Origin of the sequence: Paenibacillus sp. NFR01, from assembly GCF_900111565.1 — a bacterium.
Lineage (GTDB): Bacteria > Bacillota > Bacilli > Paenibacillales > Paenibacillaceae > Paenibacillus_AQ.
Window position 1 is genome coordinate 1 of sequence record NZ_FOIK01000001.1, and the last position, 25,015, is coordinate 25,015.

Annotated in this window: 36 protein-coding genes; 34 read left to right on the plus strand and 2 right to left on the minus strand. The window is 39.6% G+C overall.

Features of this window, described 5'->3' with window-relative positions; genetic code table 11:
- The 26 genes from BMW84_RS00005 to BMW84_RS00130 all read left to right on the plus strand — a co-directional run.
- A partial coding sequence (locus BMW84_RS00005; RefSeq protein ID WP_139209568.1) for a GrpB family protein occupies positions 1–153 on the plus strand: 153 nt, incomplete at its 5' end.
- Between the two features lie 278 nt (positions 154–431).
- On the plus strand, positions 432–647 hold the full coding sequence (locus BMW84_RS00010; RefSeq protein ID WP_091063037.1) for a hypothetical protein: 216 nt from the start codon (positions 432–434) through the stop codon (positions 645–647).
- A gap of 320 nt (positions 648–967) precedes the next feature.
- Complete coding sequence (locus BMW84_RS00015; RefSeq protein ID WP_091063040.1) at positions 968–1,762, plus strand: hypothetical protein; 795 nt, start codon at positions 968–970, stop codon at positions 1,760–1,762.
- A gap of 202 nt (positions 1,763–1,964) precedes the next feature.
- Positions 1,965–2,423: a hypothetical protein gene (locus BMW84_RS00020; protein WP_139209569.1), complete on the plus strand. Its 459-nt coding sequence runs from the start codon at positions 1,965–1,967 to the stop codon at positions 2,421–2,423.
- Positions 2,424–2,642: 219 nt separating this feature from the next.
- Positions 2,643–3,110 (plus strand): hypothetical protein, encoded by a 468-nt coding sequence (locus tag BMW84_RS00025; RefSeq protein ID WP_091063045.1) that lies wholly within the window; start codon positions 2,643–2,645, stop codon positions 3,108–3,110.
- 259 nt (positions 3,111–3,369) lie between these two features.
- Entirely contained in the window at positions 3,370–3,870 is a 501-nt protein-coding gene (locus BMW84_RS00030) for a hypothetical protein (RefSeq protein ID WP_091063047.1), read from the plus strand.
- Between the two features lie 610 nt (positions 3,871–4,480).
- Positions 4,481–4,903, plus strand: coding sequence for a hypothetical protein (locus BMW84_RS00035; protein WP_091063050.1), 423 nt, complete (start codon positions 4,481–4,483; stop codon positions 4,901–4,903).
- 212 nt (positions 4,904–5,115) lie between these two features.
- Complete coding sequence (locus BMW84_RS00040; protein WP_091063051.1) at positions 5,116–5,484, plus strand: hypothetical protein; 369 nt, start codon at positions 5,116–5,118, stop codon at positions 5,482–5,484.
- A 254-nt stretch (positions 5,485–5,738) separates the two neighbouring features.
- The gene (locus tag BMW84_RS24610; protein WP_175498619.1) at positions 5,739–6,377 is read left to right on the plus strand and encodes a hypothetical protein; all 639 of its coding nucleotides are present in this window, start codon (positions 5,739–5,741) and stop codon (positions 6,375–6,377) included.
- A 230-nt stretch (positions 6,378–6,607) separates the two neighbouring features.
- The gene (locus BMW84_RS00050; RefSeq protein ID WP_091063054.1) at positions 6,608–7,093 is read left to right on the plus strand and encodes a hypothetical protein; all 486 of its coding nucleotides are present in this window, start codon (positions 6,608–6,610) and stop codon (positions 7,091–7,093) included.
- 176 nt (positions 7,094–7,269) lie between these two features.
- On the plus strand, positions 7,270–7,947 hold the full coding sequence (locus tag BMW84_RS00055; protein WP_139209570.1) for a hypothetical protein: 678 nt from the start codon (positions 7,270–7,272) through the stop codon (positions 7,945–7,947).
- A 254-nt stretch (positions 7,948–8,201) separates the two neighbouring features.
- Entirely contained in the window at positions 8,202–8,525 is a 324-nt protein-coding gene (locus BMW84_RS00060; RefSeq protein ID WP_091063058.1) for a hypothetical protein, read from the plus strand.
- 257 nt (positions 8,526–8,782) lie between these two features.
- On the plus strand, positions 8,783–9,265 hold the full coding sequence (locus BMW84_RS00065; protein WP_091063060.1) for a hypothetical protein: 483 nt from the start codon (positions 8,783–8,785) through the stop codon (positions 9,263–9,265).
- A gap of 465 nt (positions 9,266–9,730) precedes the next feature.
- On the plus strand, positions 9,731–10,279 hold the full coding sequence (locus BMW84_RS00070) for a GNAT family N-acetyltransferase (RefSeq protein WP_091063063.1): 549 nt from the start codon (positions 9,731–9,733) through the stop codon (positions 10,277–10,279).
- A 253-nt stretch (positions 10,280–10,532) separates the two neighbouring features.
- A complete protein-coding gene (locus tag BMW84_RS00075; RefSeq protein ID WP_091063065.1) occupies positions 10,533–11,096 on the plus strand; it encodes a DinB family protein in 564 nt (187 codons plus the stop codon).
- A complete protein-coding gene (locus BMW84_RS00080) occupies positions 11,093–11,575 on the plus strand; it encodes a DUF4288 domain-containing protein (protein ID WP_175498620.1) in 483 nt (160 codons plus the stop codon). The genes BMW84_RS00075 and BMW84_RS00080 overlap by 4 nt, the downstream gene beginning before the upstream one ends.
- A gap of 423 nt (positions 11,576–11,998) precedes the next feature.
- Positions 11,999–12,451 carry an NUDIX hydrolase gene (locus BMW84_RS00085; RefSeq protein WP_254772815.1) on the plus strand — a complete coding sequence of 151 codons (453 nt, stop codon included), beginning with the start codon at positions 11,999–12,001 and terminating at the stop codon, positions 12,449–12,451.
- 542 nt (positions 12,452–12,993) lie between these two features.
- Complete coding sequence (locus BMW84_RS00090; protein ID WP_091063069.1) at positions 12,994–13,440, plus strand: GNAT family N-acetyltransferase; 447 nt, start codon at positions 12,994–12,996, stop codon at positions 13,438–13,440.
- A 14-nt stretch (positions 13,441–13,454) separates the two neighbouring features.
- Positions 13,455–13,847, plus strand: coding sequence for a VOC family protein (locus tag BMW84_RS00095; RefSeq protein ID WP_091063072.1), 393 nt, complete (start codon positions 13,455–13,457; stop codon positions 13,845–13,847).
- Positions 13,848–13,925: 78 nt separating this feature from the next.
- A complete protein-coding gene (locus BMW84_RS00100) occupies positions 13,926–14,720 on the plus strand; it encodes a hypothetical protein (protein WP_091063075.1) in 795 nt (264 codons plus the stop codon).
- 25 nt (positions 14,721–14,745) lie between these two features.
- Positions 14,746–15,609: an alpha/beta hydrolase gene (locus tag BMW84_RS00105; protein ID WP_091063077.1), complete on the plus strand. Its 864-nt coding sequence runs from the start codon at positions 14,746–14,748 to the stop codon at positions 15,607–15,609.
- Between the two features lie 82 nt (positions 15,610–15,691).
- Positions 15,692–16,075 carry a hypothetical protein gene (locus BMW84_RS00110; protein ID WP_091063079.1) on the plus strand — a complete coding sequence of 128 codons (384 nt, stop codon included), beginning with the start codon at positions 15,692–15,694 and terminating at the stop codon, positions 16,073–16,075.
- 143 nt (positions 16,076–16,218) lie between these two features.
- The gene (locus tag BMW84_RS00115; protein WP_091063082.1) at positions 16,219–16,677 is read left to right on the plus strand and encodes a hypothetical protein; all 459 of its coding nucleotides are present in this window, start codon (positions 16,219–16,221) and stop codon (positions 16,675–16,677) included.
- 199 nt (positions 16,678–16,876) lie between these two features.
- Positions 16,877–17,290: a GNAT family N-acetyltransferase gene (locus BMW84_RS00120; RefSeq protein WP_175498621.1), complete on the plus strand. Its 414-nt coding sequence runs from the start codon at positions 16,877–16,879 to the stop codon at positions 17,288–17,290.
- Between the two features lie 65 nt (positions 17,291–17,355).
- On the plus strand, positions 17,356–17,880 hold the full coding sequence (locus tag BMW84_RS00125; RefSeq protein WP_091063086.1) for an SAP domain-containing protein: 525 nt from the start codon (positions 17,356–17,358) through the stop codon (positions 17,878–17,880).
- A 38-nt stretch (positions 17,881–17,918) separates the two neighbouring features.
- Positions 17,919–18,680: a nucleoside phosphorylase gene (locus BMW84_RS00130; protein WP_091063089.1), complete on the plus strand. Its 762-nt coding sequence runs from the start codon at positions 17,919–17,921 to the stop codon at positions 18,678–18,680.
- Positions 18,681–18,763: 83 nt separating this feature from the next.
- Here the strand turns inward: BMW84_RS00130 and BMW84_RS00135 are convergent, their stop codons facing one another.
- Complete coding sequence (locus tag BMW84_RS00135) at positions 18,764–19,540, minus strand: SagB/ThcOx family dehydrogenase (protein WP_091063090.1); 777 nt, start codon at positions 19,538–19,540, stop codon at positions 18,764–18,766.
- Between the two features lie 113 nt (positions 19,541–19,653).
- Between BMW84_RS00135 and BMW84_RS00140 the strand changes: the two genes are divergently transcribed.
- The 6 genes from BMW84_RS00140 to BMW84_RS00165 all read left to right on the plus strand — a co-directional run bounded on the left by BMW84_RS00140 (position 19,654) and on the right by BMW84_RS00165 (position 23,174).
- On the plus strand, positions 19,654–20,082 hold the full coding sequence (locus BMW84_RS00140; protein WP_091063093.1) for a hypothetical protein: 429 nt from the start codon (positions 19,654–19,656) through the stop codon (positions 20,080–20,082).
- 25 nt (positions 20,083–20,107) lie between these two features.
- Entirely contained in the window at positions 20,108–20,932 is an 825-nt protein-coding gene (locus BMW84_RS00145) for a sugar phosphate isomerase/epimerase family protein (RefSeq protein ID WP_091063096.1), read from the plus strand.
- Positions 20,929–21,801 (plus strand): phosphotransferase, encoded by an 873-nt coding sequence (locus tag BMW84_RS00150; RefSeq protein ID WP_254772816.1) that lies wholly within the window; start codon positions 20,929–20,931, stop codon positions 21,799–21,801. The genes BMW84_RS00145 and BMW84_RS00150 overlap by 4 nt, the downstream gene beginning before the upstream one ends.
- Before the next feature lie 92 nt (positions 21,802–21,893).
- Positions 21,894–22,223: a low molecular weight protein tyrosine phosphatase family protein gene (locus tag BMW84_RS00155; protein WP_175498742.1), complete on the plus strand. Its 330-nt coding sequence runs from the start codon at positions 21,894–21,896 to the stop codon at positions 22,221–22,223.
- Between the two features lie 196 nt (positions 22,224–22,419).
- Positions 22,420–22,716 carry a PQ-loop domain-containing transporter gene (locus BMW84_RS00160; protein ID WP_091063100.1) on the plus strand — a complete coding sequence of 99 codons (297 nt, stop codon included), beginning with the start codon at positions 22,420–22,422 and terminating at the stop codon, positions 22,714–22,716.
- A gap of 50 nt (positions 22,717–22,766) precedes the next feature.
- Positions 22,767–23,174, plus strand: a complete 408-nt coding sequence (locus BMW84_RS00165; RefSeq protein WP_139209572.1) for a hypothetical protein — start codon at positions 22,767–22,769, stop codon at positions 23,172–23,174.
- An 87-nt stretch (positions 23,175–23,261) separates the two neighbouring features.
- Here the strand turns inward: BMW84_RS00165 and BMW84_RS00170 are convergent, their stop codons facing one another.
- Positions 23,262–23,444 (minus strand): transcriptional regulator, encoded by a 183-nt coding sequence (locus BMW84_RS00170; RefSeq protein ID WP_091063105.1) that lies wholly within the window; start codon positions 23,442–23,444, stop codon positions 23,262–23,264.
- 181 nt (positions 23,445–23,625) lie between these two features.
- On the opposite strand from BMW84_RS00170, the gene BMW84_RS00175 reads away from it, so the two are divergent.
- Positions 23,626–24,468 carry an SPFH domain-containing protein gene (locus tag BMW84_RS00175; protein ID WP_091067833.1) on the plus strand — a complete coding sequence of 281 codons (843 nt, stop codon included), beginning with the start codon at positions 23,626–23,628 and terminating at the stop codon, positions 24,466–24,468.
- A 12-nt stretch (positions 24,469–24,480) separates the two neighbouring features.
- Complete coding sequence (locus BMW84_RS00180) at positions 24,481–24,651, plus strand: type II toxin-antitoxin system antitoxin (protein ID WP_091063107.1); 171 nt, start codon at positions 24,481–24,483, stop codon at positions 24,649–24,651.
- Positions 24,652–25,015: the final 364 nt, after the last annotated feature.

Genomic DNA, 25,015 nt, shown 5'->3' on the forward strand with positions numbered 1-25,015 from the left:
CGAGCGAATGAATTCATTCGTAAAAGTTATGAATTATTGAAAATAAAACTTGCTGAAACATACAGGTATGATATTGATAATTACAGTCTGATGAAGACTGAATTTGTAACCGATGTATTAAACAAAACCATATACAGGGCAAAGGGCAAGTAATCTAATTATTAGTGGGAGATTTCAGTGAAGAGGCAACAGCGTCTAACAACGTATTCACGCTGCGGGCCATGCGGCCCTTGGTCTGCAAGAGGAATTTCGGAGATGCGGAGTCAGCAGACAACCCTGCACTGGCTAAGTCCGTCGGACCCGGGGCGAACGCCCCTTAAGCCAGTGAGGGTTCGTGAATACCAGAACGTTATAGGAAATCAGCGCATCCACATTCAAAGAATCGTAGTAACCCAAAAACACTCTAAATTCATGAAAGAATAGGTGATTATATGTCTGATTTTCTATTATATGATTATTTAATGATTTATTCCGATGAGAAATATACAGAGAAAATAAAAACAATAGAAATTGAGGAATTCTTCATTGAAACATTAGAGTTTAATAAAATAAGCAGTTTGAAATTTTCCAAAGTGATTAATGATGAATTGATAATAGCTACTGGTCTTTTTGCTGATTCAGAAGGTAGTTATGCTTTTATACTCTAGATGGAATAGAAGAGATTAACTTAATAGAAATAGATATACCCCAAGAGATTAATATAGAAATAGAAGAGTCAATCTTAGAAATTGCACATGCAATAGCAAGTAAATTCTCATGGATAATAGATGAACGAAGATAATAAATGATTTTAGTGGGCTAAATCGAGGAAGGCGCTGACATCCTATAACAATGTTTTCACGCATCGGCAGACAAGCTGCCTCGGTCTCGGAAGAGAGGTCGGAGATGTTGATGCCGGGACACATCCGACTACGTCGGACGTCGTGAACACGGGAACGTTAGCCGAAATTAACTAGGAGGGAAAGCTATGAAGTTTCTAAAACGCACAAAGGAAATTGCCATTCTTATTGTAACCATTTCAATTGCAATTAAGTTTATTTTGCTGGATTTTAACAGTTTGTCCCTTCCGGATAACTTAACAAATCTGCTAGCCATGACTCTTGCTCTATTTTCTATAGGATTATCAGCACTTTTTTATTTTAAAGCGAATGACACTAGCAACAGTTTTTATAACAATACATACCAATTTACTAAAGATATTTCAGAAAAGATTGGTAGAATTGAAGAACGGTTTGGCAAAGATTTAAGTAATATTGAAAAAAATTACTCACGAATGCTTGAGAGAATTGATAAAATACCATTCTCTGAATCTATTGAAGAAGAAATATTGGATAAAACACTCAATCAAAATATATTATCACAAGAAAAGGAAGATATAATTAATCAATTAATAGAGAAGGCTAATATAAGCGAAGACGAAAAATCCAAAATCGTAGATCAACTTAAAGCTAAGGAAATTGAATTAACAGAGGTAAAGACTAGATTATTTGAATTGCAAAGTCAACTAGATGCTTTTCGTAATCGGTTTGAACTTCCGCCTCATACGAGAAATATTATTCAATATATTATAAAGGGGATTATTAATAGAGGTGAGATGCCCGAAACATATAGTGATTTTTTAAAACTTGTTGAGAGAAACATTTTACTAATGGATGAAAAGGATCTTAATATTCTACTGGCTGAAGGTTTATTATCTCCAGAATATAATTTATCAAGAATTGGAAGAAAGTTAATCATTCAGACTCTCAAAGAAGCCAGTTAACTTCGGCTAACAATATATTCACGCTGCGGGCCATTCGGCCCTTGGATCGCCAGAAGGTAAACAGCCAGGAAGCGATTCAGGCGATCAACTCCTGCGAGGCTAAGTCTTCGACCCGGCGCTAAAGCGCCTTAAGCCTCTCGGGTTCGTGAATACAACAACGTTATGTGAAATGACCGAAGATCGAAGTGAAAGAGGGATGTTCATGTTACAACTACATCCATTACCAAAAGGAACTACTGGATTCACTAGTTCTGCTAATTCGTTAACTATTCTAGATGTTAAGCCGTTCATTGGTTTAGTTTATTCGATTTTAAGAGGGACAATGGAATGGGAAGACATTGATCTCAAAGGAAAGAATTACTTTTATTTTTCAATTATGTCAGATGATCAAGAATATCATGTATTATTAAATGCCTATTTTCCATACGTAGGCATATCAAGAAGTTTCAACAATAACAAATTCAGTTTTATGAGTTCAGAAGAAATCAATAATCAGTTTATAATTCTAACAGAATGTAATTATGTACTTCTTGGAAAGGAAGAACTTGATAAAGAGCTTACAGATACAGATTTTTTAGAATTAGACAATGCTGAATTAGAGCAATTGAATTATTGGAAACCGAGAATTGTTAGTGAAATTATTTTTAATAATTGGGATTGATTATTCGAGAAGTCGGTCACATCACATAACATTATATCCACGCTTCGGGCCTGACGGCCCTCGGTCCGCGAGAAGCGATCGGCAGGGAAGTAGATTCAGCGGACACATCTGCACCGACTAACCGCATCGCGGCCGGCTGCTGGCGCAGCCTTAAGTCGGTGAGACGTCGTGGATACAGGAACGTTATCTGAAAGACTAGCATAAAAGGAGAAAAAACAAATGCCTTTAATACATGAATTCCTGGTTGTTTCTAAAGATGATGACTTACTTTTAAATAAAATTATTAGAGATGATAATGGCAGAATTGATAAGAAGAAATCTGGGTTAGATTATTTGGTCGAAGTGGACGATGATCTAATTCAATATTTTTCTGATACTCTTAAGTGGATTCCAAATGGATTGAAAGGTGCACATGGATTAAATTACTACGGACTAACAGAAATCTATTCATTCGGCGCAAGCAAATTGAAGAGTGTAATTCAAGGTTGGTACTATTTATTTGATAATGCGCCAAGTATACTGCATCTAACCGGAAACTATTCTTGGATCAACGGAGAGAAAACAGGAAAATATGAAATATTACATTTTACAAAAGAAGAGATAATTTTTATGCTTCTTGAGCTAATAAAGATTTGTGAAATAGTAGAAAATAGTGACGACAAAATATTATTACATATGGGAATATAGAAAACAAAAACTGCAGAATAATAATCAAGCTGATTCAGGAGGGCTAGTCCATCAGATAACATCGCATTCAACGCGGCGGGACGGGACAAGCCCGACCCTGGGTCCGGAAGATGCTTTTCGGGCGGCTAATTCACCGGACACATTCAACCGGCTAAGTGGCAGAGCCACCCGGACCTTCGCTCCTTAAGCCGCTTGAACGTCGTGAATGCGGGAACGTTATCCGAAATTACCGGAATAAAGAATAACAGGAGGAGATCAAGTGAAAAAAGCTTCTAAAGAAGAAATACAAAATCTCCTCGAGTTATTCAAAAGATTAGACATAGAAGATATTGAGAATCCTAACTTAAATTTTAAACATATTGGGCTATTAGATGTTTATCCTAAGTGCTTAACGGAAGAGGAAGCAGTGTTATTATTAGGACCTGAACATAATAGAAGTTATGAACACAAGTATACTAAGTATTTTCAACGATTTGAACAATCAATACCTGGATCAATTTATATAACTAAGCGTCCAATCTTTTGTAGACGGAACAAAGTTAAAGAAAGCGTTTATAAAATAGAAAATAGCCATGAACTAATGGGCATAATAATCCAAATTACTAGGGAGGAGTGTTTATATAATTTATTTGTTCCTGAAGCGGAGACAGTAGTCATAGGAAATTTTGATCTTTCGTGGCCGATATATAGTAATTCAGAATACTTTAAAATATTTAATGAAATAGCAGGAGAAGTGAATTTATATATAAGATCTAATTAGAAGGTTATTCGAAGAAGCTGGTAACATCCGATAACACTGTATTCACGCCGCGGACCTGATGGCCCTTTGTCTGCAGGAGGCTTTTCGAAGAAGTTAAATCAGCAGACAACCCTACACTGGCTAAGTCCGTCGGACCCGGGGCTTACGCCCCTTAAGCCAGTGAGGGTTCGTGAATACAAGAACGTTATCTGTAACTCCTGAGGGATAGGAAAGAGTAAGTTTGAATGAAAGAAACCGCTAGAGTTGGATGAAGAATCGAAGAAGAAGAAGTTACAGCACTGAAACACAGAGGGAAAGCATGCCGGAGGAAGAATCAAAGATGAAGAGACAGTGGCAATAGAAAGATAGAGGAAGGGCATGCCGGGATGAAGATTCAAGGTAGCAGACGCCTCGGCATTTGAAAGAGTTTAGGCAGAGAATTCGAGGAAGTCAGGAGCACCAGATAACATAATATTCACGCTGCGAGCATTCGCTCTTGGTCCGGCAGAGGGATATCGAAGAAGTAAGAGCTGCCGGACACCTGGCATTCGCCAAGTCGTGAATACACAAACGTTAGATGAAACTACTGCAAAGCCTTATATAAACATTGAAAAAATGAGGTGTAACCTAAATGATAAACCAAGAAATCAAAGGGATATGGTCAGTAGATTGTATGTACAGACCTGGAGCACAAGCAGACGAAAGAGTTGTATTTCTAGAAAATGGATTTGGTTGGATTGAAATATTGAATTGGAGCTCTATTTCTGTTGAGACATTTAATTGGACAGTTGAAAATGCAAGATTAAATATTAAAGGTGAACTATGCTCAAGTAATTATGAAGAACCAGAATCATCAAATCTTAATGTTGTAAGGATGGAATTTTTCGTAGTAGATGAGTTAACACCATCGGGTAAAACAATGAAAGTAATAAATTTTTCGAGACCAATTTGTTTAAATAATATGAAATTCGGATTGCTAGAAAAAGATGTGAAAGATGACTACTATATTAAACGCCAGAAACTACTAGAAAATAAAATTGGTCTAAATGAGTAATGACTTGAAGGGGATTTAAGTATTTCGGGGAAGGCAGTAGCACCATCTAACAATATATTCACGCTGCGGGCCATTCGACCCTGGGTCTGCAAGAAGATAATTCTGGGATGTGGAATCAGCAGACAACCCTACGGGTTCGTGAATACGGGAACGTTAGATGAAAGATACGCAATAATGACATAAATACAGATAACAACATGGGGGTTGTCTCTATGATTAATGAGGTCAATAAATACCTTGGAAGTTGGATGGATCATTCCCGTCATTTACTAATAATTAACATGATAGATGAAATGAATGTAAGTGTAGACTTTTATCCAAGTGTTGGTAGTGAGCCGGTTGTTCGAAAGTTACTTGGAAGAAAAGCTTTATCGAAAAACATGAAGGGGATCTTGCAAGAACAAGGACTACAAATTGAGTTAGGAGAAGAAGAACTTGGACCAACCCTTCAACTTAAAATAACTCACATAAATATCAAGGAATATTTAGAACCACGTGTAGTTATGGGAATGTATGATGATTATGAAGACGACTTTGGCGTCCCATGGATATATCCTTTAACTTACTATAAGAGATTATAAAATGAATAAATTTAAATACATATAAGTGATTGATTTTTTAAGCTATTCGAAGAAGGCATATCCATCATCTAACACTGTATTCACACGGCGTGCCTAACGGCCCTTGGTCTGCTAGAGGCATTTCGTGGAAGAGGGTTCTGCAGACAACCCTGTGAGGCTAAGTGGCGGAGCCACCCGGTCCTGGCGGACCTTAAACCTCTCGGGTTCGTGAATACAACAACGTTATCGGAAATTCAGTTGAAGGGATAATGCACATGAAAACTCTATTTCGACCTGTTGGTCTAATTGAAATGAAATTAATATTAGATCTTGAACTTAATGGTTTTCCTCCAAGGCTGCCAGAGCAGCCTATTTTTTACCCAGTCCTAAATCAAGCTTATGCAGACCAGATTGCATTGGAATGGAATACTAAAGATAAAGTCTTTGGGAGCGTTGGATTTGTAACTGAGTTTAATGTGGCTAGTCCTTTTATTGATAAATATGAAGAACAAATTGTAGGATCAAGAAACCATAATGAGTTATGGATCCCAGCTGAAGATTTAGAGGAGCTTAACAATAATATTGAAGGTCAGATTAAGATAGTTAATGTGTTTTATGGAAGTAACTATAAAGGGCTTACTCCGGAATTAACAATATTTGAAGATAAGAATCCTAAAGAACAATTTATTATTTGGAAAGAAATTTTGGATTATAATTCAATGGATTTCTATTGTGAAATCAAAGACAACTGGAAATATATCTATATGAATTTTGCATTTTGGAAGAAGACTGAATTCATTGAATTTGGAATAACTGATGCAACAAAGTCTGAAGTACTTTCAACCATGAAAGAGTACTGGAATGATCACTTTCCACAAACTAAATTATTTGAAGGCAACTCTGAGAAGAACTGAACATCCGATAACACCATATTCACGCTTCGGGCCATTCGGCCCTCGGTCCGGCAGAAGTTAGAAGAGGATTCGGGGATGAATTTTCAGTAGCGGGGAAGCTATTTCAGCCGGACACATCCTTCCACCTAACCGCGTCGCGGCCGCCCTTCGGGCTTAAGGTGGAAGGACGTCGTGAATACACGAACGTTATCGGAAATCAGTGTTAGATAATAAAACATGGAGTTGTAAATATGAAGTATTCAATCAGAAATATTTTAGGAATTACACTAATGTTTCCAATGTTTATTAGTATGTTCACACTAAATCATTTTATTTCTTGGTTAATATTTGGGATTTATATTTTATTGCTAGGCTTAGTTTTTCTCTTTTCAAGCTTTCTTAGTAACTTTGAAAAAATAGAAAATAAAATCAACAAAGTATTTATGAGAACACTGGCTTTTATTGTCGGTGTTGGTATGATAATGTTTTTTAGTTTGGTTTGGTCTACAAGTTACTTAGATATTAGTGCGTATTTTTCAGAGAGTTATGAAACAGTTAGGGGATATCCGAGTCAAATAGGTGATGTATCATCAAAGAGTGTATTTCAGCAAATTGAAATAAATCATATTAAACTTAAGAGCGTTTATGAAATTCATGAAAAGGACTTTAATAAAGAACTAGAAGCGACTTATTTACCTAGATCAAAGTATGTAATTAAGCTTTGGATATATAAATAAGATTTTGTTGTAGCTCAAAGAAGACACTGACATCCGATAACACTGTATTCACGCTGCAGGCCTTTCGGCCTTTGGTTCGCCCGAAGGGATTGGCAGAGTAGTGGAATCAGGCGAACAACCCTGCGAACCTAACCGCGGTCGCGGCAGCCCCGTTGGGGCTTAAGGTTCTCAGGTTCGTGAATACAACAACGTTATGTGAAATACACACAATATTAATGAAAGAAGTGATGAATTTGCCTGAATACTCACATATTCAGACTTATGTAAAATGCAATCAAAATAATTTTAGTGAAGTCATTAGTAACTTTTCTCAAGCTTTATCTGATATGAATATAGATAACGCATATTTTCTGACTGAATTAGTCTGGGAATTATCGGATAATGGTTTTATGTATGTCGGCGGTGGTGCAGACTCGAAAGAATACACTATCAATAATCAATTGTTGCATATCCGACCTTATGTTATGGGTTGGACTCCAGACGTAATTGAGGAACTAAGTGAGTCTTGGTTAGTGATAGATTTACTATTATGGACAGAAGAGATTGAACTTGATTATCAGATGGGTCAACTTAAAGAACCTTATAAACTAATAATATGGAACTTGTTGGAGGGTCTCTTTAACCGATTTAATGAAACAGGCGTGTATTTTACAAATGAAGTAACTGACGGTAGACCATGGGAGTCATTAATAATGAATAATGAGAATGAACTTTGGTCTTTTGATGCTGCTATAATTCCTATATTTCTATTTGAAAAGTATAAAGATATAGATGGGGAGGAATTTTTCTATGAATATGTAGGTGACAAACTGTATATAGCAAGAAAACTTGTATGGAATATATGTCCTTGGTAAGTATCTCAAATTAGGCATGTACTTCACATAACAAAGTATTCACGCATCGGGCCATTCGGCCCTTGGTCTGCAGAAGAAATTCGGGGAAGTAGAATCGGCAGACAACCCTGCGAGGCTAAGTCTCCGACCCGGCACTACGCGCCTTAAGCTTCTCGGGTTCGTGAATACAACAACGTTATGCGAAACTGGCTGAAAAACACGAATATATCATAGACCTTAGATAGTACTATGCCTAAGGAATGGAGAATTGAATTATGAATGATATAATTGTTGAATTTCTTGAAGGAGAAGTCATATATCAAGATTGGTACGACTCAATTTATAATTTTATAGCGGATCAAAACATTAGAGCTGGCGAGTATGAAGGGAATATCTTCGTCATAAAAAAAATGGACAGACTCAATTTCATTATCTTTAAGGAATATTCTTTTAGAGATAGTGGATTGAGAGAGATTCATAGAGCTACAAATATATTCAGAAAAGATCTATTAAAAGCAGTGAATATTCATGCGTCCGCTCAAGGGTTTACTGTAAGAGGATTTGGCGAAGAGAGTAATGATATTATAACTCCATGGTAAGCAAATAAGACTGTTAGTAGTTCAAGGCGAGCCAGCATCGCCTAACACCGTGTTCACGCTTCGGGGGTCGAGCCCCCCTCGGTCCGTAGGGAGTTAAGAAGAGGATTCGGGGCGGAGTTTCAGTAGCAGGGAAGCAAATTCAGCGGACACACCTGCACCACCCAACCGCGTCGCGGCCGGACCTAAAGGTCCTTAGGGTGGTGAGGCGTTGTGAATACAACAACGTTAGGCGAATTTCTAGGAAATCGGTGAAAAACATGAGATCAATAAGAGATTTTGCTGGTTACTATTACTTGTGCTTAGCAATTGGGTTATGCAACAAGGAGGCAATAATTGAATGGGCAGATTCAATTATTGCTGATGACACTTACCCTTATGAATTAATAGAAGTATCTCTTTCTAGGGAAAGAACATTAAATGAAGTTCTAAGTATCCTTAAAGAGATTTATGGGAAATACGACATAGACGCACCCTTATCTAAATTACTTGGTTTGTTAGTAATAAAACTTGAAACTGGAAAAATAACTGAAGATGAATTTTTTGGTTATATTTCTAGTCTCTTTTTACAAGGAAGTGCTTTTACAATAAGCGAAGAAGTACTACACATGCTAGATCGATTAGATGATAGTTATTATTTAGCTTTTCAAGGGATATACGGAAGTGTTGAACAAATTAGAAATGAAGCAATAATTGACCTAGGGAAATATAAAGATTGTGTGAGTTTATTCGAAGAAGCCTAGAACTCCGCCTAACACCGTATTCAAGCTGCGGGCCTTGCGGCTCTTGGTCTGCCAGAGGCATTTCGAGAAGCGGATTCAGCAGACCACCCTGCTAATTATATTATTACGGTAAAGAATCCATATGATAAAGTTGCTCTACCGTTTAAGATCACAATAAAGGATGAACACTTGTAGAATATTATTGAAGTGAATAGGATTTATTTTTCTTCATATGAGTATAAAGATATAAATAAAAAAGTACATTTATTAACTCTAAAGTACCCAGTAGAAGCTGATAAGAATTAAAGGAGAAATCTGATCGTTATTCAAGTAACTAGCTGCATCCGCGGCCTTAAGTCGGTGGGACGTCGTGGATACAGTAAACGGTATAAAACATAATTACAAGTAAAACCTTTACTTGAAACATATAAAACACCCATAAATATGAATATAAAAGTGCTAATTCAGTTACATGGAGGGGGAAATATGCTATACGGACAACGAGTAATAATAAGACCGGTTGTTGAAGAAGATTGGATACAGCGATATGAATGGCTATCCGATCCTGCAGTTAACCGAACGTTACCATCGGGAAGTGGTATGCCGATAACACCGGGTGTGGTCAAAGAACGTGTAATGAGGTACGCACAAACAGATCTATCAGCTGTCTATTTTACTATTTTAAAAGAAGATGGTATCCCGATTGGCAACACCCAATTGTTTAATATCCATCCTTGGTCCAAACATGCTGAATTTGGCATTTGGATTGGTGACAAAAGGGTATGGGGACAAGGTTATGCTTCAGAAACGACAAGTGTTGTTCTAAAATTTGCATTTGAGCGTTTAAATCTTCATAAAGTGTATTTGACGGTAGATGCTGATAATCCTGGTGCTATTCGGAGTTATGAAAAGTCAGGCTTCAAGAAGGATGGCATACAAAGAGACGAAGTCTATAAAAATGGTCAATATGTCGATCGTCTAATGATGAGTATCTTGAAGCATGAATATTTAAGTAAATCTAACTCTTCCATTTAGAATGCGTGTAGGTACCATTTTTGTAGTGATTCAGGATGGCATATAAGTCATATAAGAATGTGTTCACGCATCGGCGGACAAGCCGCCTCGATCGTTAGAAGATTAAGCAAGAAATCAAACTAAGGCGACACATCCATTCACCCAACCGCATCGCGGCCAGCCGAACACACTGTCTCGCGTCGAGCAGTTTAGGGGAAATGGATGTCGTGAACACGGAAACGTTATCTGATACTACCCGAAAGCTGGTGAAAACATGAACATAAATGAAACAATTGTTTTTATAGATAATGAATTAACTCAAACACTAAATGACTATCAAAATTGGTTTACTTTGAAGTCCGATTTGCTATCCTTCAAGCCTCAGGTTGGATGGAGTATTGAACAAGTATTAGAGCATGTAACATTAACTAACCACTTCTTATTGATTCTAATTAGAAAAGGGAAGCGAAAGGCAATTGAATTATCTGCGAAGAAAGATTTGAATTCATTATTAGAATCTTATCAAATCAACCTACAAGAGCTCGACGCAATAGCTAGACATAAGTCTTTTAATTGGATTAGGCCCGAACATATGGAGCCTAAGGGAGATAAAGAACTAGGACAAATAAGATCATTACTTGATGATCAAATTAATGAATGCAAAGGGCTTTTGAAAGAGATGATAAATGGTGAAGGAATACTGTATAAAACAACAATGACGGTAAACAATTTAGGGAAAATTGATGTTTATCAATATATCTATTTTTTGTGTCAGCATGCAAAACGGCACATTGTACAAGTGCAAAAAGTAATGGAGGAGTTCGGTGGGACGTCGTGACTACGGAAACGTTATCTGAAACCGATAGAGGCAAAGAAAGCTTGCTTTATAGGAGTGTGGAAAACTTGGAGAAAGTTAATTCAGAGCGAGATCTATCGGAAAATTGGTATGCTATTAAATTATTATTTGAGTATGTAATATCAGGTGAACCAGATCCAATCAAGATCGATGGAGGATATGATGAGGAGAAGACTTACGAGGAAAGCATCTACCTGATCCATGCTGACTCTTTTGAATCCGCATACGAAAAAGCTGAAACAGAAGCTCGGAGTAATGAGGTCAGTTATCAAAATCCTTATGGGCAGCAAGTAGATTTGAAGTTCGTAAGGTCACTTGATAGCTTTCACTTATTTGATGAAGAACCATCGGATTTAACAGAAGTGTATTCCAGGCAACTTACAGCACATAAGCATACTAACACTAATGATTTTGTGAAAAGAATGTTTCCTGAAACTCAGGAAGATAAATCAACCGATTGACTTTAATAGTAACCTAAGGATTAATGGTCGTGTTCAGGGGGACTTATTTAAGTGCCTAACTTATATATTGATTGTAATTGAGTACTCGAAGAATGCCTGACCTTCGCATAACAACGTATTCAAGAGGTGGACCTAAGGTCCTTGGTCTGCAAGAGGCTATTTCGAGGATGTGGGATGCAGCAGACAACCCTGCGAGGCTAAGTGGCGGAGCCATCCGGTCCTACGGGCCTTAAGCTTCTCGGTTTCGTGGAATATATCCACGCATCGGAACCCGCCGGCTTATCGTTCTGCCCTAAGAGTTTTGCTAAGAAGTAGATTCAGCGGACACACTTGCACCAATAAAGCGTAGACTTTGCGCCAGTATAGGTAGAACGGAAATACCTTTACGAATACTGGTGTATTTTGCTATAGAAAAGATTTATAATGCGAATCGAACGTATTTGGGATACAATTCCATTTAAGGGCTTGTACAAGCAATTAATGGAAAGAGATATTATCAAAACGAAAATAATAAAGTCGATATGTGGGGGGCTTATTTTGAGACAGTTTCCGACACACATTGTTGCAGTATTTGGTATTGTAGAAAATGAAAAGGAAGAGGTTTTACTCTTAAAGCATCGGGGTCGTAATGTTTGGATGTTTCCAGGTGGACAAGTCGAAACAGGTGAAAATCTAATAGAAGCCTTATTACGTGAAACAAAGGAAGAGAGTAGTATGGAAATCGAAGTAGGAAAACTGTTTAGTGTTTCATCTAATACCAGTACATATGAAGGATATAACGGATATGGCATGATTCCAACCAAAGTCATTATGGGATTTACTTGTACATATAAAAGCGGGGAGTTCCGCGAATCCGATGAAACATGCTTAATATAAATGATTCCAAGCAAGCCAAAACTACATTTCAGCGGAAGAGTGAAGATAATTAATGGCGAGAAATAAACTTATGCTTACAACTTTGAGTATAGTTCTATCAATATTGTGCCCGATCCTTGTAGTCTTATTGTTCCGTGTAATGTTCTCGAATTTTTATGAACAAGAAGCATTTTTGCCTGGACTAGGACACATAATGATATGCATATTAATGGTGATTGTTAACTTGATCATTAATCCGACTACGGTAAACAGATATTATAAACAGTATATTGATAATAATTCCGAAAAAATAGTAGGTGTAGTAATAGTGATATTTTCATTAAGTATAGCTGTACAAATTATTTTGTCCGTTTTAATTGAAAATCCCTTTACAGAACCCCGCTTACCCGAATTTCCAATGTAAATGTTAAAAGAGGAATGATGACGGGCTCTTTTTTGCATAGTGTATATCAAAGTTTTAAGGATGTTAAACGCAGTAGTTAAGTTAGAAGTGAGGCTATTGGAAATTATTTTGGATGATATTAAACGAGGAGCTGGTTCGTATGGAATTTACGATTATCGAGTATGATCCCTCTTTTGCGTTACAAACGGTTAAAATGTGGAGAGAAAGCAAAGAACGAGCGATTGGACAAAAAGAGATCCATTCTTTTGAAGATCATTTATTTTTTCTGAATCATATCTTGATGAATGACAATAAAGTATATCTCGCCCTTGAAGCTACGGGTAACCAAGTAATAGGCCTTCTAGCGTGTAACGAAAATTGGGTTAATCAGCTGTACGTTCATACTCAATATCAAGGAAGAGGAATAGGGAATAGGCTTCTAAGTCTTGCCAAACAGCAATCGAATGGCAGGCTTTTTTTATATACATTTGAAGTCAACAAGAGAGCTCAGAACTTTTACGAGAGAAACGGCTTCAGGATCATTGGTAGAGGAAATGAAAATGAAGAGCAGCTTGAAGATATAAAGTATGAATGGGTTAAAATCTAAAGGGAGTGTTAGATATGAAATTGAGAGCAACGCTATACATAAAGAACACCGTTGAAGCCGTGGAGTTCTATAAGGAAGCTTTTGGAATGACTTTGGGATATAATGAGAAATTTCCAGACGGAACATTCATGCATGCGGAGTTGCTTAGAGATGGACAAGAAGTATTTGCCGTAAGCGAGTCCGGAAATGATGCCTTTGTTAAGGTCATGCTAACATCATCGTTAAAAGAGTCGCGTCCGACAATGAGCTATGGAATTGATCTGGATAACGAAGATGAAGTAAGAAAAGCATATTCTGTGTTAGCCGAAGGCGGAAAGGTGCTTTTCCCTTTAGGATCGCTTCCTTGGAGTTCTTGTTGCGCAGAGGTAGTGGATAAATATGGCGTGTATTGGTACATCACTGTGTAGATATAGCGTTCTCTAATGCAGCGTAATCGCACGTGAACTAATAATCTATACAACGAAAATGTGGGCAGGTGAAATGAAATGCTTCACCAGGAGATTACCTTAATCAATCACAAAATGATAATGAATGAACCGATCCCTGAAGCCGATAAACACTGCTTTATGGAATCCATTTTAAGCAGGTGTAAATCGCGGAACGATGGTTCGAAGGACTGGAGCACCAAATATAATAAAGCTTATCCTTTACAGCTACTGCCGACCTATGAGGAATCTCAAATGGAGCGGAGTAAAAAGCTGCGACTTATTACTGGGGAACTGCCACGGACATATCTACTCTCACATCATGCCTATGAGCTTGAGGCACTCCGATTGTTAGCGATGTGGAAAATCGATGATGTTGAAGTTGTTAAGCTGCTTGAGCGTACGGAAGAAAGATTGGCTGATTTAAGTTTTGATCATTTATGTGGCGAGGATGAATGGGCAGGTTTATCTCTAGTGATTTTGCGATTTTGGAATACATATAAACTCCAGGATATTGAACGAATGAATAAACTGCTTGGGAACATCATAGAACATACATTTAATAATGCACAAAATATGAAAAAAGCACCGTCATACTACTTATGGCTTGCCTTATCCGAGTTAGCTGATAAGAGTGAAATCGTGAATGAAGTTATATTCAAGCATAGCCAGGATTTGTATAATCTTTTTCAAAAGGGATGGATCGTTAACCCTCACAATGCTGATCGATATAATCCGATCCGGAAGTATATTATTAAGAATGCTTTATCGAAGCTGCCTGATTTCAATTATTTGAAAGACGCACAAGTGGTTATGGGCAGTGACGGAAGATGCTACGGCAGACCTCGTCCATAGAAAAAGCACTTAGAAGGGAAATGAGATGAAGGAAACAAGAGTTTATAAGCAAATCAATAATTGTGAAATTCATGCAGATATTTATGATCAAGGCCCCGGGACGCCTGTCCTTATATATTTTCATAGCGGCGCCTTGATTTTTGGAACGAGAGAATGGCTGCCGGCCGAACAGATCGAATATTTGAACAACCATGGATTTAGTGTGGTCAATATGGACTATCGCCTAGCGCCGGAAACGGATTTTGAATCCATCATTGAAGACATAAAAGATGCAATTAGCTGGGTACGAACGGAGGCCACCCGATGGTACGGCTTTGATGTAGATAAAATGGCAATCATGGGCGGATCCGCAGGGGGCTATCTTAGCTTGTTGGCCGGGACCATGAAAGACAAGCCGAAGGCCATTATTTCTTTTTATGGATATGGGGATATTCTAGGGAGCTGGTATACGGAGCCCAGTGGGTACTATTGTAGCAAGCCAAAAGTGGATCGAGTGAGTGCTTTAAGCAAAGTGGGAAATACGGAAATTACAAAAGGTACATGGGATCGGTTCGACTATTACGTATATTGTCGCCAGGAAGGAATCTGGATTCAAGAAGTCACTAATCTGGACCCCGAATCCGATGCGGACAAGATCAGACAATATAACCCGATTGACCATATAACGAAAGAATATCCTCCCACGTTATTTTTGCATGGCAATCAGGACACAGACGTGCCTTATGAACAATCCGTAATGATGCATGAGAAGCTTAAGGCTATGGGTGTTCCAACAAAGCTGATCACGATTGATGGAGCGGATCATGTTTTTGATCACAATTTCCAAGATGAACTGGTTCAATCTGCATTTGCCGAATTCATCGAGTTCTTGAAGGTTTATTTGCATTAATAACCCATAGAAGACCTGGCGACTTGCAATCTTAAAATTGGCGAGGTTCATGATTATAAGAAATAGGGGGAACGGGAACTATATGAGCTTGATGGTTAGTATAATTCCAAAAGAAAGAAGTATAAATATAGATACGAATTATTTAGAAAATCAAATTCCCGCTCCACACAATCATTTATTTGGTTTTGAGTCATGCAGAAGGACACTCTGGGGAAATGATGTGATGAGTGAACTTGGATGTAAGTTAATATATTCTTTGAAAGATGGTAATATTTACGCGTTTGATGAAGGTATTGAGGAGCTGAGGAATGAGCTCCTTACTCTCCTTGATAATATAAATCTCGTAAAATTGCGTACGGGTTATGGTAACGATAACGATTCTATTGAATTTAGAGTGGGAAATGCTTTGGAAATGATAAAGGTAGCGCTAAAAGAAAAAGATAAAGTTGGAATTGCGATTTGGTAAGCCATTATGGCCTAAAATCACTCGACTATGCACAACTATTGTCGGCAAGATGGGCAGAATTAACATGTACCGTTGATGAATGTGATTTTAAATCAATACGATGAGGTTTTACATCTGCGGGATTGCCTACAAAGGAGAATAATATGGGATACTTATATCGTGGAATCCTATGTTCTATTGAAATAAAAGACCAATACAAGAATAGATATAAAAACATTAAGATGATTCCACTTAATAATGACCTGCTGACAATACCGATGTCGGATGAATTATATGATGAGATAAACGAGTTTAAGGGAACGTCATTTGACAATTACGAATATCTCACAGACAAGATTGGATTATTGTGTGAGGAGCTTTCAATGATATGCAGAACTGCATTCATAGAAGCTGAATATTTCGGCGGAGTCGGTTCACAAAACAGTATGGTATGGGATAACCAGAAAGTTATCTTTCATGAAACACTAACCGAACATGCAATAAATAGAGCTTTGAAGTTACTCGGAGTGAATAGTGATAATAATAAGGATGAATTTGATACTGTTGGTCTTGGAAGGCATAGGTTTGTAGAGGATTGGATTAATGATGAGAATCATCATTAAGGGGTACTAGATTATGACTCAAGCGCCGTTTCGGCGCTTTTTTGTATAGGCATAAACAATAGAAGTGCAAAAAAACATTGTGGGAAGAACGGGGGAAAGCATAGAATCAAAGAAAGGGAACACTATGCATGATTAAGAGAATCTGGAAATAAATAAGATGGTATCTAGTATAACGTTGCTATATAGGGAGGAACTAACCATGCGAATCAGGGAAGCAAATATAGAAGATATTAACGATATAAAAAAGCTGTACTGGGAATTAGACACGGATGCCGTATTTTATCAGCCTTCTTTATTTGTTCGAGCGGAAAGACCGGATGATTTTCTTATTGATATCATTACTGGCGAGAAATCCGATATTTTGCTTATCGAGATTGATAACAATATTATTGGCTTCTCGCTTTTACAGGAGAAAGAAACACCTGATATAAGTTGTCTACAAAAGAAGAAATTCGTGTACATACTCGACTTTGTCATTTCAGAAGCATATCGAAGCAGCGGCTATGGATCTTTATTAATGGAGTCTTCAAAAGACTGGGGTAAGAAACGAGGGTTGGATTTTTTAAGATTGTCCGTGTTTGAAGAGAATTTAAAGAGGGATCGAGTTTTATGAAAAGAATGGACTAACGGCCACCATGAGAACCATGGAGGGCGACTTATAAACGGGCAGGTGAAAAAATGACGAATACTCGTCCAAGTTTCTCGTTAGAACTCTCCGTTCAAGAGTTTGAAAAACACTATTGGTATAAGCAAGAGCTGGTTGATATTTGCCGTTTCTATCACTTGCCTGTTTGGGGAACAAAAGCCGATTTGGAACAGCGGATCAGTAAACTTTTATACGGCGAAGAGGCAGCCGCTCCACAATCGGCCGGAAAAACGGAAAGAATGAAGAACAAACAAGTCAATGAAATATCATTACATACAAGACTTATCCCTGAAGGCTTTAAGTTTAACCAGCACGCAAGGGATTTTTTTGCACGGTACTATCAAACAGAAAGGTTCTCATTCACGAAAGAGATGGCCGCCGCTTTAAGAGAAGCAGAGAGTCAGGGAAATCATGAAATGACCGTTGCTGATTTCAAAAAAAATCGAATGAAGGTAGCCGCGATCTTGTGGAAGGAAGTCCGGGACAATCCGGTTGAGAAGAAATATACGCCCGAATTATTGCAGGGAAAGTGGGAACAGGTAAAGCAATTCCAATAAGCCATCAACGATAAAAGAACTACTGGAGGAACAAAAACATGCATGATCATCAGATCCTTTCGGACCCTAAGTTATTAGTTAGAAATGAATTAGAAGGCATGGGTTTAGACTTAGACAAAATCCAGATGCCAACCCGAGTATATATTGCGATGTCTGGCATCGTTAATGATTTTATTCAAAAGGAAGCGGTCGTTGATTCGGGAATTCCGATTGCCGGGAAGTTATTCCGGTTTAAAAATAATCCAAACGTCGGACTTGTGAAGTCGAACGTGGGTTCACCTGGCATTGCCGTACAAGCTGAAGATTTGATTGCTTGCGGAGTAAAGGAGCTTATCCATCTGGGGTATGCCGGCGGTTTAAGTGCCGAACTGTATCCAGGCCAGTTATTTCTAACGACTGGAGCATTCAACGAAACGGGGATTGCGGCTTTATACGGTTTTAAAGATGAGAGGGTCTACCCGGATCTTCATCTTGTCGATGAACTCAATAACTCGCTGAAAGTGAATGCGATAGATTATAAAAAAGGATATCACTGGACAACGGATGCGGGGTATCTGGAGACATGGGGAAAAGTGAAGCGGTATTTATCCCAGGGCGCCTTTTGCGTTGAAATGGAAGGTGTGGGGCTTTTCGCTGTAGCGAATTATCGCCAAGTCAGATCTGCGGCCATGTATGTTATATCGGATGTTTTGACCGAGAACGGATGGAATCTAGGCTGGTCCGGCGATGAGGTGGACAAAGGCGTTTCCGTTTTGACGGAGGCCATCCTGCAATTCAATGTTTCTATGAGTGAAAAGTAGACTTAAAGTAAATCCTGCACCAGCGAAGCGAAGCTCTCAATGCCGGTGCAGGTTTGTGAAAACAGGAACTTAGGATGGCGAAGTTAATCTGTGCCGACTACTGTCTTTTTCTTCCCAACCGCCCCAAGGAAAATAACGAATTCTTCTTCGCCGTCCAAACCGAGGACCTCGTCAATCAACTGTTGATCGTAAATTCCGATGGCGCAAGCGCCGGCCCCGATGGATTCACTGGTCAGGTAAAGGTTTTGGCTGACATGTCCCACGTCGATGAGGATTTTTTTGTGGGCAGAGATGTCGTATTTCCATTCGGAACGATAGGGAATGGTGCTCCAGGCGAACATCACGGCTGCTTTTTTGGCGAAATTAGGAACAAACGGCTGGTCCAGCGTAATCGCGTCGATTTTCTGATCGATTTCATCCAGTTCAAACAGATACAGGAGCTTATGCTCGACAGGTAGGTATCTGTACACGCCTGCTTGGATGCCGTCCACCCGCATAATAAACAAATAGGTTTCTAAGGTATGCGTGGCTCCACTGCAAGGAACGGTCCGTAACGTAAGGCCATTTTTCGTGGTATCCGTAATCCCTTGAGTAGCCCACAATAAATAAGATAACTCCTCCAGGCTAAGACTCTCATCCGAATAAAACCGCGTGCTTCTTCTTTCGCTGATGCTATCGTATAGGCTGTCTCTGCTTACAACGTCCTTACTAACCTTTGGCAAATCAATAATCGTCGATGAAGAATCAAAGGCCTTTGTATTTGGCGGCTTTGGGAGCCCCTTAATCTTGTCGGTTTTTATGTGTTTGAATTCAAGAAAATTAGATTTCAAAAAATTTCTTTCTTTTTCATATCTGGACATAGCAAACGCTCCTTTGGATACCTTGATAGCTTTACTATACCTTTTTCAGCAGATTTCATTGTGACCTGACTCACTCTTTGGTTGTGGATGCATTACATTCAAAGGAGCTACTTATGAAAGAAATCAAAGTGAGGTATCCAATGAATTGGCAAGTGATAATTTCAATGAGTATGATCTGTTTGCTTACATTATGGACCTCTATAATTAGTGGAGACCGGTATCGCTTTGGCAATTTGATTATCAGTGTAGTTTGCGGAGGAATCGTTGTCTTTACCATTATTAGAAGTAATCTCAAACCGAAAACGCTTGAGCTTCAACAACAACGAATGAAGATTGGTCATACCTACATTTATGCCACTGATATAAAGAATATTTTTATTGAGGGATCTTGCATTATAGGTGTTAGACCAAGAAATAGAAAAATTACGCCATTGTCTTTAACGCTAAAGATTATGGGAACGGATGAAGTAGAATTAATTATTAAATGGGCTCACGAAAACAAAGTTGAGATCAAGTACAGAACATTTATGAAATGGCTTTGAGATGAAAAAGACTGGAGGTTTTTCAATGCGATTGGGGATGCCCACTTTAATTGAGTTCCGAGATATTCATGAGAATATCCGGCTCTGCAAGGAACTGGATCTGGCATTTATCGAGCTGAATATGAATTTGCCGATATGCCTGCCTGAAACTATGCCTGCGAATGAGATCATGAGGTTAAAGCGGCTCCACGGCATTGATTTTACCATTCATCTTCCTGAAGAATTGGACCTGTCATCCTTCCATCCCGCGATCCGCAGGGGGCATATCCAGCGTTGTAAAGAAACCCTGGAATGGGCACATGCGGCCGAAATTCAAACGTTGAATATGCACTTGAACAATGGGATTTATTTTACAATACCTCAACAGAGGGTTTGGATTAATGAGCAATATGAGGCAAAATATTTGGAATTACTATTGGATTCTTGCGCGGAGCTGTATGACCTTGCCAAGCAACTGTCAGTGAATCTGTGCATCGAGAATGCCTGTAATTTTCATTATCCATTTATGAGTAGTGCTTTAGATAAGTTGAGCGGCATGTTTGATCGTTTCTATCTCACTTGGGATGTCGGCCATGATGCAAAAGTAGAGTATAAGGAGCAGCCGTTTATTCTGTCCCATGCCGAGCAGGTAAGACACATTCATTTACATGATTATAATGGTCAATCGGATCATCAGCCCTTGTGTACGGGAATCGTCCCTATTGAAGAGAGATTAAAGTTCGCCGAAGAACATGATTTATCGGTCGTTGTTGAAGTGAAAACGAGCCGTGCGCTTAAAGAGTCGATCCATAAATTAAAGAGTATTTCTGAGATCAAACTTCTAAAGGCTGATAAGGAGCAGGATTCATGATTTTTGAACCTAATGTAGTGAACATTAACCGGTTATTCGTAGAGAATAATCTAGATATCAACATCGTCGGCTTTCAGGTCATGTCAGGAACCACCAACGGACTAATCGTAAAGTTAACTTCTGAACAAGGGGATAAGTACGTTTTAAAGTTCGATCCTCCCAATGAAATCCAGTTGGCGGTACGCTTATTGGAGGCGTATCAAAGTTCAGATTTACTGCCTAAAATCATCTTCGTTGCTCCCGACGAATCATATTTTGTGTACTCTTATACCGAAGGGACGACTCATTTTAATCGAGGAAGCAAGAGGGACTGGTTAACCAAACTTGTCATTGAGCTGCTGAATAAATACACAACCTGTGATTCCGAGAACAAGTGGGGGAGGTTAGGGTATCCACGCGCATCTTGGTGGGAGTTCAATGAAACAAGCGTTGAAGAAGCTAAAGAGAATATTGGCGATGTGTTAACGAATGAGGATTATGAATTTGTACGCTCGCAAATGACAAAGTTGTTTAATACGGATTATATCGCGAAGCAGTATTTACTCCATGGAGATACGGGCGTACATAATTTTGTGTTTGATCGATCCGAATTGATAGGTGTAATTGATCCATCGCCGATGGTTGGCCCGTTACTATACGACTTTATTTATGCCTTTTGTTCTTCACCGGACGATATTACGAAGGATACATTGTTTGCAGCCTATGCGTTTCTGGAGCAAGGAACCGTAGATAAATTGCGGTTGATCGATGAAGTTTCCATTCAGCTATACTGCCGCATTGGACTTTCAATCAAGCATCATCCTAATGATCTGCCCGAATATTTACAGGCCTGGAGACACTGGAGAGAAATTTGCCAAACGAGGAGCTAATGATGAAACGGATAAGAGCATACTGCCGAACCAAGCTTGTTGTCTGTGGTTGAAAAACCGCTGAAGAAATCTTTGTAAGGAAGGTGAGAAAGATAAAATTACTCTTTATATGCAGCAGAAATAAGTGGAGAAGCCTCACGGCAGAGAAGATTTTTGCACAGTACGAAATGTATGATGTAAAGTCAGCGGGGACAGAAGAGAATGCGAGAATAAAAGTAAATGGAGGCCATGTCGGGTGGGCTGACAAGATTTTTGTGATGGAGAAAAAACATGAGCAGCGCCTTAAAGCCAAGTTTAGTCAGGAGCTAAATGGAAAACCCATCATTAGACTTGATATACCGGATGAATATCAGTTTATGGATGAGGAATTAATTGAGATTTTAAAGGCGAGAGTGTCTGAATATATTGAAGTACCGGAATGAGCGGCCGCGACCGCTGACCCCGGTCAGATCTACAGGAAAAGGACGCACAACTTGGCTAGAGAAATCATCGTTACAGGCGGAACCATAATTAGGCCGGTAAAACGATTGGAGAGACGATGAAGAACGAAAGGAGTACCTACCGGACGGGAAGCTTGCAACGGGATTCTGAGAACCCAAGGGGGGGACTTCTGGAATTATGCTCTTCTCCATATTGCAATTGATTGGCGGAATTATTTTATCCGTAGGCTGGGTTCCTCAGATTGTCCAAATCATTAAAACGAAGTCGGTTAAGGATTTAAATTTGAAGTCCTATTTATCCATGTTATTGGGAATCGGTCTGATGGAAATCTATGCAGTACATTTGGTGATGACCGGCAATGGGATGGCCTTCTTAATTACGAACTCACTGTCGTTACTGGTTGTCTCGCTTGTGGTTGGGTTGATTTTGGGGTATGGAAAGGCGAGAAAACCGACGAAGGAAGAATCACCATAAAATAAGAATGGCTATTTTAGTTTGTCTCAAGACAGAGAATGGAGAGTAAGGTGGAAACCGTTTTGGTTATTCTCATAGCCGTATTTACATTAATGATTTTTCTTATCGTTCAGTCTATAATGCCCATGAATTTGGGAGTACTACAAAAGGTAATCCTAGCAATCCTTGAGTTCCTTATATCTGTGGCGATTTCGTATGCAGTAAATAAATATTTTTTGATTACTTATCCAGAACATTATGAAGCGCAATTTTTAGAGGGTTTGTTGAGTGCAATGATTTCAGTAATATGTTTACCTCTTTATGCACTGATATTTTTTAGTATTAATAAACTTCTCAAAAAAATTAGAGTTTCCCGGATCTTATTTTCGCTTCTAATTATACTTGTTGGGATTGGTTTACAGGCAGGGGCGATTTATATCCTTGATAAACCCTACATCGTTGATACCCAAGGCTGGTAACATGGGAAATGACTGGAAGACGAAAAAATAAAAAGCCTCCCACCACTTCCCGTGGCCTGGAGGCTTTTTGCTTTCCTCTATAACATCCTACTTCACGGCAGCTTCCCATTTGCAGCGGACCGGGGAGACGATGGCATTGTCTTTCTTCAACTCGGCAAAAGCCTTGTCCACCGATTTGCGGTCAATCCCCGATAATTTCTCCACTTCGCCGGCGGTTACAGGGTTCGGGGAGGATTTGATGATATCGAATACTTGCTCTTTTACGCTCATTATTAAAGGCCTCCTCAACTGAAAGTTATTCTCATGTTAGAGTATAGAGATCGAGACGGAGGTTTGCTGTGATCTTTTTGGACAAGCAATCTTGTAAAAATTAAGTCTGCCTATTTACATTAAAAGTAAAAAGTGATATCATATAAATATCAAATACATATTAATTTGGAGGTGCTTCATGATGAAGGAGAAGCTGCTTCGTCCCATGAGCGGGTTTTGGGTCATTCTCTTGATTGTGGTGTTGGCCGGGTTAGGAATATATGGGGCGGCAAATGAAAATGCGTATATCGCGGCGCCGGCATTTATCGTGGCAAGTATTCTTTGCACCAGTATCACGGTCGTACAGCCGAACAACTCGGTCGTCGTTACTTTTTTTGGAAAATACATCGGGACCATTGCTTCCAGCGGCCTATGGGCGGTTATTCCGTTCAGCGTTCGCAAGACCGTTTCGCTGCGGGTCCGCAATTTTAACAGCGTCAAGCTGAAGGTTAACGATGTAGAAGGCAATCCGATCGAGATTGCGGCGGTGGTTGTCTTTAAGGTAATCAACTCCGCCAAAGCGTTATTCGATGTAGATAAATACATGGCCTTTGTCGAAATCCAAAGCGAAACCGCGCTGCGCCATGTTGCAAGTAAATATCCGTACGACAGCTTCCAGGTTGGGGGCATGTCGCTGCGGGCGAATGCCGATGAGATCGCCAAGGAGCTGGCTTCCGAATTGCAAGAGCGGTTGTCGCTGGCCGGCGTGGAGGTTATTGAAGCCCGCCTGACCCACCTGGCGTATTCAACGGAAATTGCCAGCACGATGCTGCAGCGCCAGCAGGCGTCCGCGATTTTGTCGGCCCGCCAGATTATCGTGGAAGGCGCGGTCGGCATGGTGGACATGGCGATCCGCCAGCTCCGGGAGAGCGGTGTCGTAGAGCTTGATGAAGAACGCAAAGCGGCGATGATCAACAATCTGATGGTGGCGATCGTATCCGAGCGCGGCGCAAGTCCGGTGATTAACACCGGGTCGCTGTACTAGGGGCGATTCATTATGGCGGCCAAAAAAAGCTTTCCGCTGCGAATCGATCCCTTGCTGTACGAAGCGCTGGAACGCTGGGCGGCGGACGAATTTCGCAGCGTCAACGGACATATTGAATATTTGCTGCGCGAGTCAATAAAGCGGTCCGGCCGCTTGACTGAACGGAACAAAGAGGAGGAATAGCAGGCGGGTGCTGCGGTAGGAATCGGCAATTCCTTATTGCAGCTGGCGGCTGCACGCTTGACGAAGAAAGACAAAACGATTTATAATGATGTCGATTATGTATCTGCTTCGACAAAGACATGAATCGATTGGTGCGGGCCGTTCAGAGAGAGGAAACCTGGCTGCAAGTTCCTCCGGCGCCGATTTTCGGTTTACCCCTTTGTAGCTGCGTTTTTGAACTCCGGCCGGGTTTGATTACCTGTTCGCTGGATAGTAGGAGACGCCGGCTCATGGCCGTTACCCCATGCTAATGAAGGATTTTCGCCGGCTGGCGGGAATTGAATTTGGGTGGAACCACGGGTATAACACTCGTCCCTTTGCGGGA

What these genes read in the sequence shown, in the direction of transcription:
- BMW84_RS00025 (WP_091063045.1), top strand. Translation starts at nt 2,643, where the DNA reads ATGCCTTTAATACATGAATTCCTGGTTGTTTCTAAAGATGATGACTTA.
- BMW84_RS00015 (WP_091063040.1), top strand. Translation starts at nt 968, where the DNA reads ATGAAGTTTCTAAAACGCACAAAGGAAATTGCCATTCTTATTGTAACC.
- BMW84_RS00140 (WP_091063093.1), top strand. Translation starts at nt 19,654, where the DNA reads ATGAAAGAAATCAAAGTGAGGTATCCAATGAATTGGCAAGTGATAATT.
- BMW84_RS00125 (WP_091063086.1), top strand. Translation starts at nt 17,356, where the DNA reads ATGACGAATACTCGTCCAAGTTTCTCGTTAGAACTCTCCGTTCAAGAG.
- BMW84_RS00050 (WP_091063054.1), top strand. Translation starts at nt 6,608, where the DNA reads ATGAAGTATTCAATCAGAAATATTTTAGGAATTACACTAATGTTTCCA.
- BMW84_RS00120 (WP_175498621.1), top strand. Translation starts at nt 16,877, where the DNA reads ATGCGAATCAGGGAAGCAAATATAGAAGATATTAACGATATAAAAAAG.
- BMW84_RS00175 (WP_091067833.1), top strand. Translation starts at nt 23,626, where the DNA reads ATGAAGGAGAAGCTGCTTCGTCCCATGAGCGGGTTTTGGGTCATTCTC.
- BMW84_RS00065 (WP_091063060.1), top strand. Translation starts at nt 8,783, where the DNA reads ATGAGATCAATAAGAGATTTTGCTGGTTACTATTACTTGTGCTTAGCA.
- BMW84_RS00090 (WP_091063069.1), top strand. Translation starts at nt 12,994, where the DNA reads ATGGAATTTACGATTATCGAGTATGATCCCTCTTTTGCGTTACAAACG.
- BMW84_RS00020 (WP_139209569.1), top strand. Translation starts at nt 1,965, where the DNA reads ATGTTACAACTACATCCATTACCAAAAGGAACTACTGGATTCACTAGT.
- BMW84_RS00100 (WP_091063075.1), top strand. Translation starts at nt 13,926, where the DNA reads ATGCTTCACCAGGAGATTACCTTAATCAATCACAAAATGATAATGAAT.
- BMW84_RS00170 (WP_091063105.1), bottom strand. Translation starts at nt 23,444, where the DNA reads ATGAGCGTAAAAGAGCAAGTATTCGATATCATCAAATCCTCCCCGAAC.
- BMW84_RS00110 (WP_091063079.1), top strand. Translation starts at nt 15,692, where the DNA reads ATGAGCTTGATGGTTAGTATAATTCCAAAAGAAAGAAGTATAAATATA.
- BMW84_RS00040 (WP_091063051.1), top strand. Translation starts at nt 5,116, where the DNA reads ATGATTAATGAGGTCAATAAATACCTTGGAAGTTGGATGGATCATTCC.
- BMW84_RS00085 (WP_254772815.1), top strand. Translation starts at nt 11,999, where the DNA reads ATGCGAATCGAACGTATTTGGGATACAATTCCATTTAAGGGCTTGTAC.
- BMW84_RS00060 (WP_091063058.1), top strand. Translation starts at nt 8,202, where the DNA reads ATGAATGATATAATTGTTGAATTTCTTGAAGGAGAAGTCATATATCAA.
- BMW84_RS00160 (WP_091063100.1), top strand. Translation starts at nt 22,420, where the DNA reads ATGCTCTTCTCCATATTGCAATTGATTGGCGGAATTATTTTATCCGTA.
- BMW84_RS00095 (WP_091063072.1), top strand. Translation starts at nt 13,455, where the DNA reads ATGAAATTGAGAGCAACGCTATACATAAAGAACACCGTTGAAGCCGTG.
- BMW84_RS00180 (WP_091063107.1), top strand. Translation starts at nt 24,481, where the DNA reads ATGGCGGCCAAAAAAAGCTTTCCGCTGCGAATCGATCCCTTGCTGTAC.
- BMW84_RS00115 (WP_091063082.1), top strand. Translation starts at nt 16,219, where the DNA reads ATGGGATACTTATATCGTGGAATCCTATGTTCTATTGAAATAAAAGAC.
- BMW84_RS00135 (WP_091063090.1), bottom strand. Translation starts at nt 19,540, where the DNA reads ATGTCCAGATATGAAAAAGAAAGAAATTTTTTGAAATCTAATTTTCTT.
- BMW84_RS00130 (WP_091063089.1), top strand. Translation starts at nt 17,919, where the DNA reads ATGCATGATCATCAGATCCTTTCGGACCCTAAGTTATTAGTTAGAAAT.
- BMW84_RS00035 (WP_091063050.1), top strand. Translation starts at nt 4,481, where the DNA reads ATGATAAACCAAGAAATCAAAGGGATATGGTCAGTAGATTGTATGTAC.
- BMW84_RS24610 (WP_175498619.1), top strand. Translation starts at nt 5,739, where the DNA reads ATGAAAACTCTATTTCGACCTGTTGGTCTAATTGAAATGAAATTAATA.
- BMW84_RS00010 (WP_091063037.1), top strand. Translation starts at nt 432, where the DNA reads ATGTCTGATTTTCTATTATATGATTATTTAATGATTTATTCCGATGAG.
- BMW84_RS00150 (WP_254772816.1), top strand. Translation starts at nt 20,929, where the DNA reads ATGATTTTTGAACCTAATGTAGTGAACATTAACCGGTTATTCGTAGAG.
- BMW84_RS00075 (WP_091063065.1), top strand. Translation starts at nt 10,533, where the DNA reads ATGAACATAAATGAAACAATTGTTTTTATAGATAATGAATTAACTCAA.
- BMW84_RS00070 (WP_091063063.1), top strand. Translation starts at nt 9,731, where the DNA reads ATGCTATACGGACAACGAGTAATAATAAGACCGGTTGTTGAAGAAGAT.
- BMW84_RS00145 (WP_091063096.1), top strand. Translation starts at nt 20,108, where the DNA reads ATGCGATTGGGGATGCCCACTTTAATTGAGTTCCGAGATATTCATGAG.
- BMW84_RS00105 (WP_091063077.1), top strand. Translation starts at nt 14,746, where the DNA reads ATGAAGGAAACAAGAGTTTATAAGCAAATCAATAATTGTGAAATTCAT.